Genomic DNA, 12,401 nt, shown 5'->3' on the forward strand with positions numbered 1-12,401 from the left:
CTGGATCCGGCCCTCGTTGAACACCGCCACCCGGTCCGACATGGTCAGCGCCTCGGACTGGTCATGCGTGACATAGACCACGGTGATCCCGAGCTGCTCGTGCAGGTGCTTGATCTCGTACTGCATATGTTCGCGCAGCTGCTTGTCGAGCGCGCCCAGCGGCTCGTCCATCAGCACGAGCTCGGCGTCGAAGACGAGCGCGCGGGCGAGCGCGATGCGCTGCTGCTGGCCGCCGGACATCTGCGCCGGGCGTCGGCCGGCGAAGCGGCCCATCTGCACCATGTCGAGGGCGCGGGCGACCTTGGCCTCGATCGTTGCCTTGTCCATCTTCCGCACTTCAAGCGGAAAGGCGAGATTCTCGCCGACCGTCATGTGCGGGAAGAGGGCGTAGTTCTGGAAGACCATGCCGATCCCGCGCTTGTGCGGCGGAATGTTGTTGATCGGGCGTCCGCCGAGCCGGATTTCGCCGTGCGTCGCGGTCTCGAAACCGGCAAGCATCATGAGGCAGGTGGTCTTGCCGGATCCGGAAGGCCCGAGCATCGTCAGGAACTCGCCCTTGCCGATGCTGAGATTCAGATCTTTGACGACGAGCGTCTCGCCGTCGTAGCTCTTCTGGACATGCTCGAACGCCACGAAGGCCGGGTTGCCGCTGTCGGCGCTCATTCGCTCTCCCCTGTCGTGTCGCCCGAGCGACGGAATTCCTCGCGGACGGATGATAAACACATCGCCGAAATTGACGCAAACCCTTCACCCGAGCGCCACCGAAATGTGCTGGGCCCCGCCATTTCCCGGATTCGCTTCCCGCCGAAAGCCGATTTCAGGGCAGAACACCACTTCTTGCATGTTATTTATGCAAAGTCTCCTCGAATTTCCGGCCGGCCCAGCGGTGCCTCTGGCGCTCGCCGACGCGGTAGCGAACATGGCTGAGCGGGGCGCGGCGTTGTCGCTTGCCTTTTGCCGAGGGGTCGAATCTAGTTGACCCGGAGCCGTCAGCGGGGAGACGTGAGATAGCTTTCTTCAATGAAATGTACGATGGCGAGCTCATCCGGCCAGCCTATGAGCAGGTGATGGAATGGGTGCGCCGCACGCCGCCCGAGGCCCTGGATCAGAAGAAGCTCGAGGCGGAGGCATTGTTCCGGCGGATCGGCATCACCTTCGCCGTCTATGGTGAGGGCGGCGATACCGAACGGCTCATTCCCTTCGACATGATGCCCCGGGTCTTCACCGAGCTCGAATGGCGCAAGCTGGAACGCGGGGTCAAGCAGCGGGCCCGGGCGCTCAACGCCTTCCTCTACGACGTCTACCATCGCTCCGAATTCGTGCGCGCCGGCAAAATTCCAGCCGATCTCGTCTATCGCAACGAGGCCTACGAGGCGGCGGTGGTCGGGATCGCGCCCCCGGCGAACGTCTATAGCCACATCGTCGGCATCGACCTCGTGCGCACCGGGCCCGAGGAATTCTTCGTGCTCGAGGACAATTGCCGCACGCCCTCCGGCGTCTCCTACATGCTGGAGAACCGCGAGATCATGATGCGGATGTTCCCCGAACTGTTCCGGGCCACGCGCATCGCGCCGGTGGACGACTATCCCGACCGGCTGCGCCGCACGCTGGCCAGCGTCGCACCGCTGAAATGCGAGGGCGATCCGGTCAGCGTCGTGCTGTCGCCCGGCGCGTTCAACAGCGCCTACTACGAGCATTCGTTCCTCGCCGACCAGATGGGAATCGAGATCGTCGAGGGGCAGGATCTGTTCGTGCAAGGCGAGTTCGTCTATATGCGCACGACCGAAGGGCCGAAGCGCGTCGATGTCATCTATCGCCGCCTCGACGACGCCTTCCTCGACCCGCTGTGCTTTCGCCCCGATTCCATGCTCGGCGTGCCGGGCCTGATGAACGTCTACCGCTCCGGAGGCGTCGCCATCTGCTCGGCGCCGGGGGCCGGGGTCGCCGACGACAAGGCGATCTATACCTATGTGCCGGAGATGATCCGCTTCTATCTCGGCGAACAGCCGATCCTGAAGAACGTGCAGACTTGGAAATGCGCCGAGAAGGCGGATTGCAAATACGTGATGGAGAACCTCAAGGATCTGGTGGTCAAGGAGGTACATGGTTCCGGCGGCTATGGAATGCTGGTCGGTCCGAAATCGACCAAGGAGCAGATCGCGGCCTATGCCGAGCGTATCAAGGCGGACCCTGCGGACTTCATCGCCCAGCCGACGCTCGCGCTCTCGACCTGCCCGACCTTCGTCGACGAGGGGCTGGCACCCCGGCACGTGGATCTCAGGCCCTTTTGCCTTGTCGGCCGCGAGGTGCATCTCTGTCCCGGCGGCCTCACCCGCGTCGCCATGACCGAAGGCAGCCTCGTCGTGAACTCCAGCCAGGGCGGCGGAGTGAAGGACACCTGGGTTCTGGCCGATTAGGGAACAGCATGCTCAGCCGTACCGCCGAAAATCTCTACTGGCTCGCCCGCTACATGGAACGGGCCGAAACCATGGCCCGACTGCTGGAAGTCGGCTATCGCATGGCCCTGATGCCCTCCGCCGGCGAAGGCTACCGCAACGAATGGGCCTCGCTCGTCGCCGCCGCCGGTTCGTCCGAGGGGTTCGAGGCCAAGTTCGGCGAGGATTTCCGCCAGCGCGACGTCGAGACCTGGCTCTTCTTCGATCGCGAGAATACGTCGAGCGTCACCTCCAGCATCGAGACCGCCCGCCAGAACGGCCGCGCGGTGCGCACCGCGCTCACCACCGAGATGTGGGATGCGCTGAACGGCGCCTATCTCGAATTGCGGGAGCTCGAACGCAAGCCGCGGTCGGAGAGCACGCTGCCGAAGCTCTGCGACTGGACCAAGCGTCAGGGCGCGCTGCTTCGCGGTGCGATGGAAGGCACGCACCTGCAGAACGACGGTTACGACTTCATGAATCTCGGCTACTACATCGAGCGCGGCGACAACACCGCGCGCCTGCTCGATGTGAAATATTATGTACTGCTGCCCACGACAGACATGGTCGGCGGCAGTGTCGATACCTATCAGTGGACGACATTGCTGCGCGCTCTTTCGGCGTTCCGCGCCTTTCACTGGTCCTATGGCAGCGAATACAGCCCACGCAAGATCTCGCATTTCCTGATCCTGAACCGCGCCTGCCCGCGTTCGCTCCTGCATTGCCAGGACAAGGCGGCGCATCACCTGAACCGGCTCGCCAACGCCTATGGCCGCACCACCTGCGCCCACGACCGGTTGCGCGGCGTGCTCGGGGATCTCGGCAATACCGATCTCGAGGATATCATCGAGGGCGGGCTGCACGAGTTTCTCACCCGCTTCATTCACCAGAACGCCGCGCTCGGTCAGGACGTCGCCGACGGCTATCTGTTCGGGGTCCAGTGATGCTGCTCAGTGTGCGCCACACCACCACCTACGTCTTCGACAAGCCGATGCGCTTCATCACACAGAGCCATCGCCTGACCCCGTCGCCGAGCGCCAGCCAGCGTGTCCTCGACTGGACCGTCACCGCCGAGGGCGCGGAGTTCGGCGCCGGCTTCCAGGACGGCGCCGGCGACCAGATCAGCACCATGACGGTACAGGGTCCGGTCGATCGCATCGCCGTGCTGGTCACCGGCACGGTCGAGACCACCGACACCGCCGGCGTATTGCGCGACCATCGCGAAATAATCTCGCCCCGGGTCTATCTCCAGAAGACCGCCGCCACCCAGCCGAGCGGCGCATTGGCCGAGTTGATCGCGAAGGCGGTCGGCAAGCCCGCGCGCGACGAAGTGGCGCGCGCCCATGGCCTGTCGCTCGCGGTGACCGAGGCGATCGCCTACGAGCCGGGCGTGACCCACGCCCACAGCACCGCGGCCGAGGCCGTGGAGCAGGGCAAGGGCGTCTGTCAGGACCATGCCCACGCGCTGATCGCGCTGTCGCACGCCGCCGGCATGCCGGCGCGCTATGTCTCGGGCTATCTGCTCACCACCGAAGGCGAGACGCCGGAGGAGGCGAGCCATGCCTGGGCCGAGATCTACCTTCCCTCGCTCGGCTGGGTCGGTTTCGACGCCGCCAATGCCAGTTGCCCGGACGAGCGCTACATCCGTCTCGGCTCCGGCCGGGATGCCCGCGACGCGGCGCCGATCCGCGGCGTCTCGCGCGGCGGAGGCGCCGAGGCGCTTGACGTTACCGTCGTCGTGGCCCAGCAAAGGCAGCAATAACAAGCCAGGGGCAAGGACGGGCCTAGATATCATGACCTATTGCGTGGGTCTCCTGCTCGACGCGGGGATCGTCATGCTGTCGGACACCCGCACCAACGCGGGGCTCGACAATATCGCGATCTACCGGAAGATGTTCGTCTTCGAGAAGCCGGGCGATCGGACCATCGTGATCATGACCGCCGGCAGCCTGTCGATTACCCAGACGGTGATCGCCAAGCTTCAGCACGAGATCGACCGCTCCGACGCCGACGGCGATTCCTCGATCATGCTCGCCGACAACATGCTCGGCGTGGCCGAGATCGTTGGCTCGACCCTGCTGGAGGTCAGCGTCGAGATCGGCGAGATGATGGCCCGCATGGACAGCAAGGCGCCGACCGCGACCATGCTCGTCGGCGGCCAGCGCAAGGGCGGGCGGATGCGTCTGTTCCTCATCTATCCCGAAGGCAATTTTATCGAGGCGACGGACGACACGCCCTATCTGCAGGTCGGCGAGCACAAGTACGGCAAGCCGATCCTCGACCGGGTGGTGCATCGCGACACCTCGCTGGCCGAGGGGCGCCGGGTGGTCCTCTTGTCGATGGATTCGACGCTGCGCTCGAACCTGTCGGTCGGCATGCCGCTCGATCTCGTCACCATCCGCCGCGACGAATTCCAGCTCGCCACCCGCGAGCGGATCGAGGCGGGCGACCCGACCTTCAGCGACATGTCGGAAGCCTGGAGCCGCGTCCTGCGCGAGGGCTTCGCCAACATGCCCTGACCGGCATCGGCCGGTGCGTCGACGTCTGGCGGAACAGGGTCCAGCCGACCGCGGCGACCGGCACGATGCCGGCGCCGGACCAGATCGCGTGGATCGGGCCGACCGGCATGGTCCGCGGCGTCGGCGACAGGAAATGGAAGGCGAAGGCATGGCCGCCGATCGCGATGAGCGGGGCAGGGGCCGGGCAAAGCCGTCCGTGGCCCGCGAAGCCGAGGTCGCCAGTACCCCGAACCCGATCGCCACTGCGAGACAGACATGGCCGAGGTCCATGTCGCACTTCCCGGATCCCGAACCGGGCGATCGCCCCGACCTGCACGACCGACCCGAATATCGCCCGCGCCCCCGAAGGGTCGCGGGCGAACATTGTCAGACCAGCTTGGCGCGCAACTGGTTGTATTCCTTCTCGGTGATCGTGCCGGCGGCCTTCAGCTTGCCCAGCTTCTCGATCTCGTCCGCGACGCTGTAGCCGACGAAATTGCGCAGATCGTCCCGCGCCGCCGCCGCCCGCGCCTGATTGCGCTCGGCCATGCCGCGGCCCTGGGTCAGAATATAGGCGAGGATGCCGATGAAGGGCAGCAGGATCAGCAGGATCACCCAGAGCACCTTGCCGAAGCCCGAGACGTCGTGCCGGCGGAACAGATCGCTGTAGATCGTGATCAGCAGCCACAACCAAAGCACGAAGACGAAAATGGCGAACACATCCGCCAGGAAATTCCAGAAGGTAAAGCCTTCGCTCAGGATCACGTCATTCTCCCGTCAAAATCCGCCACGCCGGCGTGCGCCGCCCGACTAGTCGAGAACGTGCGGATTTGCCAACGAATTCTCCGCTTGCCCTCCTGGGAAACGCTCAGGAAACCGGCATCGCCGTCTCCACGAGCCGCGCCCAGTAGGAACAGCCGACGGGGATCAACTCGTCGTTGAAATCGTATTTCGGGTGATGAACGTTCGCCGTGTCGCCGTTGCCGACGAAGATGAAGGCTCCGGGACGCGCGTTCAGCATGAATGAGAAATCCTCCGCCCCCATCAGCGGCGGCGTGTCGGCGTCGACCCGCGCCGGCCCGACCACCTCGGCCGCGATCCGCGCCGCGAACTCCGTCTGCGCCTCGGAATTGCGGGTGACGGGGTAGTTGCGCTGATAGGTGAGCTCGGCCACGGCGCCGAACGCCTGCGCGGTATGGGTCACCACCTCGCCCATCCGTGCCTCGACCAGATCCTGGATCGCCGGGTCGAGCGTGCGCGCGGTGCCGCGAAGCTCGACCTTCTCGGGGATCACGTTGAAGGCCTCGCTCTCGGTGCGGAAGCTGGTCACCGAGATCACGCCGGACTTCAGCGGATCGATGTCGCGGGCGACGATCGATTGCAGCGCCAGCACGATCTGGCTCGCCACCACCACCGGATCGACGCAGAAATGCGGCATCGCTCCGTGCCCGCCGCGCCCGGTCACATGGATGGTGAAGGTGTCGGACGCCGCCATAAGCGGGCCGGGGCGGATCAGGAAATCGCCGACCGGGGTGCCGGGCATGTTGTGCATGCCATAGACCTCCTGCACGCCGAAGCGGTCCATCATGCCGTCCTCGACCATCTCGCGGCCGCCACCGCCGCCTTCCTCCGCCGGCTGGAAGATCACCACCGCCGTGCCGTCGAAATTCCGCGTCTCCGCGAGATACTGCGCGGCGCCGAGCAGCATCGCGGTATGGCCATCGTGCCCGCAGGCATGCATCGCGCCCGCGGTCCGCGAGGCATGGGGCAGGCCGGTCGCCTCGGTCATCGGCAGGGCGTCCATGTCGGCGCGCAGGCCGATGACCCGGCCGGAACCGTGCGCGCGGCCCCTGATCACGCCGACGACCCCGGTACGGCCGATCCCGGTCGCCACCTCGTCGAGGCCGAAGGCGCGCAGCTTGTCGGCGACCAATGCGCTGGTGCGGTGGGTGTCGAAGTCGATCTCGGGATGCTGGTGGATGTCCCGGCGCCAATCGGTGATCACGGGGTGCAGGTCGGCGAAACGGTTGATGACGGGCACGGGCGCGGATCCTCTCAGGCTGCGAGGTCGCGGATCAGGCGGCGCAGGAACGCCGTGCCGGCCTCGAACTGGGCGACGGTGATGAATTCGTCCGGCTGATGGGCCTGGGCGATCGAGCCCGGTCCGCAGATCACGGTCGGCAGGCCGCGGGCGTCGAAATGCCCCGCCTCGGTCTGGTAGGAGACGACATGCGCGCCATTGTCCCCGGTCAGCCGGCGGGCCAGCCGCTCGGCCGGACCGTCCGGCGCGGGCAGGAAGCCCGGCATCTCCATGCGCGTCGTCAGGCGGAACCAGGTCTCCGGCCGGATCGCCCTCATTTCCGCCTCGATCCGCGCCGCCTCGGCCCGGACCCGCGCCTGCCAGCCGGGCAGGCTCTCCTCCGGCAGGATGCGAAGCTCGCCCGAGAACCAGCAGTCGCGCGCGGCGATGTTGGAGGCGGTGCCGCCCGATACCATGCCGACATGAAGGGTCGTGAAGGGCGGATCGAAGGGCGACGCCCCGGCCGCCGCCGCGTTGGCGCGCGTGGTCTCGGTCATCCAGGCGATCAGCCGCGCCGCGCTCATCACCGCCGAGACGCCGGTATGGAGGAGGCTCGAATGCACCTCGAAGCCGCGCACCTCGGCGCGAAAGCCCCAGCTCGACTTGTGCCCGGTGACGACGCGCATCTCCGAAGGCTCGCCGACGATCACCGCCTCCGGCCGCGGCTCGGAGGCGAGCAGCGCCTCGATCATCGCCGGCGCGCCGACGCAGCCGATCTCCTCGTCATGGCTGAGCACGATATAGATCGGCCGCGCGAGATCGGCGGCGAGCATCTCCGGCACCAGTGCCAGCGCGCCGGCGCAGAACCCCTTCATGTCGCAGGCGCCGCGTCCGTGCAGCCGGCCGTCGCGCTCGGTGAGGCGAAAGGGATCGCTCGTCCAGTCCTGCCCGGTGACCGGAACCACGTCGGAATGGCCGGAGAGAACGACGCCGCCTTCGACGGCCGGCCCGATCCGCGCGATCAGGCTCGCCTTCTCGCCGGTCGCGTCGGGCACCCGGCGCGAGGCGACGCCATGGACGGCGAGATGGTCCTCGACGAAGGCGACCAGATCGAGGTTCGATCGGCTCGAAACCGTGGGAAAGGCGATCAGCCGTTCAAGGATTTCGCGCGCGCCAAGGCCCTTGGTCATTCCGGATTCCGTTGAGAGAGGCCCCTCAGTCTGGGTGCCGGCCGGGCCCCGGTCAAGCCTCGTTCCCCGTCGAGATTCGTGATTGTCGCATTCGAACTCTTGCTGTTAACTGTCTGAGAAGGGCGCGGTCGGGCGGATCTCGCGGATGGGCGCCCTTTGGCGACAGCCGGTGGACGGGAGGGCCTCGTGCATGCTTGACGGACCCGCGCCGGTCCTCGACGTGACGGATTTGAAGACTGTGTTCCGGACACGCGACGGAGCCGTGCACGCGGTAAACGGCGTCAGCTTCTCCATCGCGCCGGGCGAGTTGCTCGGCGTCGTCGGCGAAAGCGGGTCGGGCAAGTCGGTGACCATGATGTCGCTCATGGGCCTGTTGCCGAGTCCGCCGGCCGAGATCGTCGGCGGCAGCGTGCTGTTTCAGGGCCGCGATGTCCGGGCGATGACCGAGGCCGAGATGCGGTCCCTGCGCGGCGGCGAGATCGGCTTCATCTTCCAGGACCCGATGACCAGCCTCAATCCGGTCTTCACCGTTGGCTACCAGCTCATCGAGCCGCTGCGGGTCCATCTCGGCCTCTCCAGGCGCGACGCCCGCGTCCGCGCCGCCGAGTTGCTGCGCCTCGTCGGCATCCCTGACGCGACCAGCCGGCTCGAGGACTATCCCCACCAGTTTTCCGGAGGCATGCGCCAGCGGGTGATGATCGCCATGGCGCTCTCGTGCGATCCGAAGGTGCTGATCGCCGACGAGCCGACCACGGCGCTCGACGTCACCATCCAGGCCCAGATCCTTGAGCTGGTGCGCGAGCTGCGCGCCAAGCTCGGCATGGGGATCATCTGGATCACCCACGACCTCGGCCTCGTCGCCGGCATCGCCGATCGCGTCATGGTGATGTACGCCGGCCAGGTCGTGGAGCATGGCGCGGTGGACGCGCTCTTCACCGACCCGCGCCATCCCTATACCCGGGCGCTGCTCGCCACGCGGCCAAGCGTCACCGGGCCGCGCGCCCATCGTCTCCGCACCATCGAGGGCCAGCCGCCGCACATGCGCGCCGCGCCACGGTCCTGTCCCTTCGTGCCGCGCTGTGCCCATGCCTTCGACCGCTGCCGCGCCGAGAACCCGCCCCGGATGCGCGTGGCAACCGGCCACGACGTCGCCTGCTGGTGGGATGCCACGACCGGCCAGCCCCGTGCCGGAGACCCGCCCCTTGCCTGAGCCCGCGAGAAAGCCCAGCGCCGGTTCCCGGCGGCCGCTCTTGCGCGTCACCGATCTCCGCATGCATTTCCCGATCTACAAGGGCCTGTTCCGCCGTCAGGTCGGCACCATCAAGGCGGTCGATGACGTCAGTTTCGAGATCGAGGAGGGAGAGACTCTCGGCCTCGTCGGCGAGAGCGGCTGTGGAAAATCGACCGCCGGCCGGGCGATCCTGCGCCTCTACGAGGTGACCGGCGGCGCGATCGAGCTTGAGGGACGCGACATCGCCCATCTCGAAGGCCGCGCGCTGCGCGCCCTCAGGCCCAGCATGCAGATGATCTTCCAGGATCCGCAGGCGAGCCTGAATCCGCGGATGACCGTCGGCTCGATCATCGCCGAGCCGCTGGACGAGCATGCGAAGCTGACGCGCGCGGGGCGTCGGGCGCGGGTGATGGAACTGATGGACGCGGTCGGCCTCAACCGCGCCTTCGCCAACCGCTACCCGCACGAATTCTCCGGCGGCCAGCGCCAGCGCATCGGCATCGCCCGGGCGCTCGCGCTCAATCCGAAGTTCATCGTCTGCGACGAGCCGATCGCCGCGCTGGACGTGTCGATCCAGGCCCAGGTGGTGAACCTGCTCGAGGACCTGCAGGAACGGCTCGGCCTGACCTATCTTTTCATCAGTCACGACCTTTCGATGGTCCGGCATCTCTCGAGTCGGGTCGCCGTCATGTATCTCGGCCGCATCGTCGAGATCGCCCCGCGCGAGGCGCTCTACGCGCTGCCGCTGCATCCCTATACCCAGGCGCTGATCTCGGCCGTGCCGAGCCCCGATCCGGCGATCGAAGCCAGACGCCAGCGCATCATCCTGCGCGGGGATGTGCCGAGCCCGGTCAATCCGCCGCCCGGCTGCGCGTTTTCCACGCGCTGCCCCAAGGTCTTCGACCGCTGCCGGGTCGAAGTCCCGAACTTGCGCGACCTCGGGCAAGGGCGCCGCGCCGCCTGCCACCTGGTCGACCAACCCGGAGTGGCGGCCTGAGAGGCCGCCACTCCCCAGAACCAAGACGAGGAGCGAAACCATGAAACTGAGAACCATCCTGCTGGGGGCGAGCGCGGGCGTGTTTTGCGCCACGGCGGCCAGCGCCGAGCGTGGATCCGACGGCCAGCTGAACATCCTCTACTGGCAGGCGATCTCGATCATGACGCCGTACCTCTCCAGCGGCACGAAGGACATCGAGGCGGCGAGCCTCGTGCTGGAGCCGCTGGCCCGCGCCAACGAGAAGGGCGAACTGGTGCCGTTCCTCGCCGCCGAGATCCCGACCGTCGAGAATGGCGGCGTCTCGGAGGATCTGAAGACCATCACCTGGAAGCTCAGACCGGATGTCGTCTGGTCGGACGGCACGCCGGTCACCGCCGAGGACGCGATCTTCACCTGGCAGTACTGCACGCATCCGGAGGGGGGCTGCGCCCAGGCGCCGTATTATGACGACGTGGCGAGCGTCGAGGCGGTGGATCCGGCCACGATCAAGGTCACCTTCACCGTGCCGAAGCCCTATCCCTACACCGCCTTCGTCGGCGCCCAGTCGCCGGTCATCCAGAAGGCACAGTTCGCCGATTGCCTCGGCGTCAAGGCTTCGACCTGCACCGACGCGAATACCAAGCCGATCGGCACCGGCCCGTTCGTCGTGTCCGACTTCAAGGCCAACGACGTCGTGCTGCTCGATGCCAATCCGAAATATCGCGACGCGGCCAAGCCCGCCTTCGCCAACGTGGTACTGAAGGGTGGCGGCGACGCGGCCTCCGCCGCGCAGTCGGTGCTGTCGACCGGCGAGTTCGACTATGCCTGGAATGCCCAGGTCGAGCCCGAGATCCTCGCGCAGATGGCGGCGAGCGGCAAGGGCGAGGTCGTCTCGGCCTTCGGTACGCTGGTCGAGCGCATCCATGTCAACCAGACCGACCCCGACCCGAGCCTTGGCGCGGAGCGGTCGACCCCCGCCCACCCGCATCCGTTCCTGACCGACGAGAACGTGGTCAAGGCGCTCAGCCTCGCCATCGACCGCGAAGTGCTGGTCGAAACCGGCTATGGCCAGGCCGGCAAGGCGACCTGCAATCTCGTGCCGGCACCGGAGCTCAGCGCCTCGCCGAACAACGACTGGTGCCTGAAGCAGGACATCGCCGCGGCGAACAAGCTGCTCGACGACGCCGGCTGGGTGATGGGTTCGGACAATGTACGGGCCAAGGATGGCAAGCGTCTGAGCGTGCTGTACCAGACCTCGGTCAATTCCGTGCGTCAGGGCACCCAGGCCCTCGTCAAGCAGTGGTGGAACGAGATCGGGGTCGAGGTCGAGCTGCGGCAGATCGACGCCGCGGTCTTCTTCGGCGGCGACGCGGGCTCGCCCGACACGCTGCAGAAATTCTACGCCGACGTCGAGATGTACGCCGACAATTTCGAGGGTACCGACGCCCAGCGCTATCTCGGCAACTGGGTCTGCGACGAAACCCCGGGACCCGGGAACCAGTGGCAGGGTGCCAATACCTCGCGCTGGTGCGACAAGACCTATGACGCAGAATACGCGACCATGGGCTCGATCGCGGGACCCGAGGCGCGGGGCCAGATGGCGATCAAGCTCAACGACATGATCGTCAACGCGCCGGGCATCATCCCGCTGATCCATCGCGGACGGGTCTCCACCAAATCGAACACGCTCGGCGGCGTCGCGCTCAATCCCTACGACAGCGAGCTCTGGAACGCCGCCGAGTGGTACCGGATCAAGTAGCCGCGCCCGACATTCGCCGCGCCGGGAGCCTCCCGGCGCGGCGTCAGCACGCTCCGGGGATTCCGCGCCCTCCGCGGCCCCGCTCCGCCAGCCGAGGGACCGCGCGATGCTCAGCTTCACGATCCGGCGCCTGCTCTTCGCGATCCCGACGCTGCTCGTCATCAGCTTCATCATCTTCGCGCTGCTCGACCTCTCGCCGGGCGACCCCACGTCCAACCTGCCGCTGACCATTCCCGCCGAGGTGAAGGAGCAGATCCGGATCAGCCTCGGCCTGGGCCAGCCGTTCCACATC

At 66.9% G+C, this 12,401-nt stretch carries 12 protein-coding genes and 1 pseudogene; 8 read left to right on the forward strand and 5 right to left on the reverse strand.

The genetic code is table 11. The features are described from left to right. Positions 1 to 663, reverse strand: a 663-nt coding sequence (locus Q0480_RS02890) for an ATP-binding cassette domain-containing protein (RefSeq protein WP_299130440.1), incomplete at its 3' end; no start/stop codon positions are given. Positions 664 to 1,025: 362 nt separating this feature from the next. Here Q0480_RS02890 and Q0480_RS02895 point away from each other — a divergent pair. From Q0480_RS02895 to Q0480_RS02910, 4 genes are read left to right on the forward strand one after another with little or no spacing between them, the layout of a single operon-like run. Then, positions 1,026 to 2,417, forward strand: a complete 1,392-nt coding sequence (locus tag Q0480_RS02895; protein WP_299130442.1) for a circularly permuted type 2 ATP-grasp protein — start codon at positions 1,026 to 1,028, stop codon at positions 2,415 to 2,417. 8 nt (positions 2,418 to 2,425) lie between these two features. Then, the gene (locus Q0480_RS02900; RefSeq protein ID WP_299130445.1) at positions 2,426 to 3,379 is read left to right on the forward strand and encodes an alpha-E domain-containing protein; all 954 of its coding nucleotides are present in this window, start codon (positions 2,426 to 2,428) and stop codon (positions 3,377 to 3,379) included. Further along, positions 3,379 to 4,197 carry a transglutaminase family protein gene (locus Q0480_RS02905; protein WP_299130447.1) on the forward strand — a complete coding sequence of 273 codons (819 nt, stop codon included), beginning with the start codon at positions 3,379 to 3,381 and terminating at the stop codon, positions 4,195 to 4,197. The genes Q0480_RS02900 and Q0480_RS02905 overlap by 1 nt, the downstream gene beginning before the upstream one ends. A 31-nt stretch (positions 4,198 to 4,228) precedes the next feature. Continuing rightward, positions 4,229 to 4,954 carry a peptidase gene (locus Q0480_RS02910; protein WP_299130449.1) on the forward strand — a complete coding sequence of 242 codons (726 nt, stop codon included), beginning with the start codon at positions 4,229 to 4,231 and terminating at the stop codon, positions 4,952 to 4,954. Here the strand turns inward: Q0480_RS02910 and Q0480_RS17950 are convergent. The 4 genes from Q0480_RS17950 to argE all read right to left on the reverse strand — a co-directional run bounded on the left by Q0480_RS17950 (position 4,893) and on the right by argE (position 8,143). Continuing rightward, positions 4,893 to 5,318, reverse strand: coding sequence for an SMR family transporter (locus Q0480_RS17950; RefSeq protein WP_366940813.1), 426 nt, complete (start codon positions 5,316 to 5,318; stop codon positions 4,893 to 4,895). The genes Q0480_RS02910 and Q0480_RS17950 overlap by 62 nt on opposite strands. 2 nt (positions 5,319 to 5,320) lie before the next feature. Continuing rightward, entirely contained in the window at positions 5,321 to 5,698 is a 378-nt protein-coding gene (locus Q0480_RS02915) for an SHOCT domain-containing protein (protein WP_299130451.1), read from the reverse strand. A gap of 103 nt (positions 5,699 to 5,801) precedes the next feature. Next, positions 5,802 to 6,974 (reverse strand): M20 aminoacylase family protein, encoded by a 1,173-nt coding sequence (locus Q0480_RS02920; RefSeq protein WP_299130453.1) that lies wholly within the window; start codon positions 6,972 to 6,974, stop codon positions 5,802 to 5,804. Positions 6,975 to 6,988: 14 nt separating this feature from the next. Beyond that, positions 6,989 to 8,143 carry an acetylornithine deacetylase gene (gene argE, locus Q0480_RS02925; RefSeq protein ID WP_299130455.1) on the reverse strand — a complete coding sequence of 385 codons (1,155 nt, stop codon included), beginning with the start codon at positions 8,141 to 8,143 and terminating at the stop codon, positions 6,989 to 6,991. A gap of 190 nt (positions 8,144 to 8,333) precedes the next feature. On the opposite strand from argE, the gene Q0480_RS02930 reads away from it, so the two are divergent. From Q0480_RS02930 to Q0480_RS02945, 4 genes and pseudogenes are all read left to right on the forward strand, one after another. Beyond that, positions 8,334 to 9,353 (forward strand): ABC transporter ATP-binding protein, encoded by a 1,020-nt coding sequence (locus Q0480_RS02930; RefSeq protein ID WP_299130458.1) that lies wholly within the window; start codon positions 8,334 to 8,336, stop codon positions 9,351 to 9,353. Beyond that, positions 9,346 to 10,371 (forward strand): dipeptide ABC transporter ATP-binding protein, encoded by a 1,026-nt coding sequence (locus Q0480_RS02935; RefSeq protein WP_299130462.1) that lies wholly within the window; start codon positions 9,346 to 9,348, stop codon positions 10,369 to 10,371. The genes Q0480_RS02930 and Q0480_RS02935 overlap by 8 nt, the downstream gene beginning before the upstream one ends. A 40-nt stretch (positions 10,372 to 10,411) precedes the next feature. Next, positions 10,412 to 12,109, forward strand: coding sequence for a peptide ABC transporter substrate-binding protein (locus Q0480_RS02940; protein ID WP_299130465.1), 1,698 nt, complete (start codon positions 10,412 to 10,414; stop codon positions 12,107 to 12,109). Positions 12,110 to 12,215: 106 nt separating this feature from the next. Then, positions 12,216 to 12,401, forward strand: a pseudogene (locus Q0480_RS02945) (ABC transporter permease); the annotation flags it as partial.

The sequence above is a fragment of the uncultured Amaricoccus sp. genome, from assembly GCF_937891315.1.
Lineage (GTDB): Bacteria > Pseudomonadota > Alphaproteobacteria > Rhodobacterales > Rhodobacteraceae > Amaricoccus.

Bases quoted from the DNA above. Each gene is read 5' to 3' on its own strand.
- Q0480_RS02905 (WP_299130447.1), top strand. From the start codon at position 3,379: ATGCTGCTCAGTGTGCGCCACACCACCACCTACGTCTTCGACAAGCCG.
- Q0480_RS17950 (WP_366940813.1), bottom strand. From the start codon at position 5,318: ATGTTCGCCCGCGACCCTTCGGGGGCGCGGGCGATATTCGGGTCGGTC.
- Q0480_RS02930 (WP_299130458.1), top strand. From the start codon at position 8,334: ATGCTTGACGGACCCGCGCCGGTCCTCGACGTGACGGATTTGAAGACT.
- argE (WP_299130455.1), bottom strand. From the start codon at position 8,143: ATGACCAAGGGCCTTGGCGCGCGCGAAATCCTTGAACGGCTGATCGCC.
- Q0480_RS02910 (WP_299130449.1), top strand. From the start codon at position 4,229: ATGACCTATTGCGTGGGTCTCCTGCTCGACGCGGGGATCGTCATGCTG.
- Q0480_RS02940 (WP_299130465.1), top strand. From the start codon at position 10,412: ATGAAACTGAGAACCATCCTGCTGGGGGCGAGCGCGGGCGTGTTTTGC.
- Q0480_RS02900 (WP_299130445.1), top strand. From the start codon at position 2,426: ATGCTCAGCCGTACCGCCGAAAATCTCTACTGGCTCGCCCGCTACATG.
- Q0480_RS02895 (WP_299130442.1), top strand. From the start codon at position 1,026: ATGTACGATGGCGAGCTCATCCGGCCAGCCTATGAGCAGGTGATGGAA.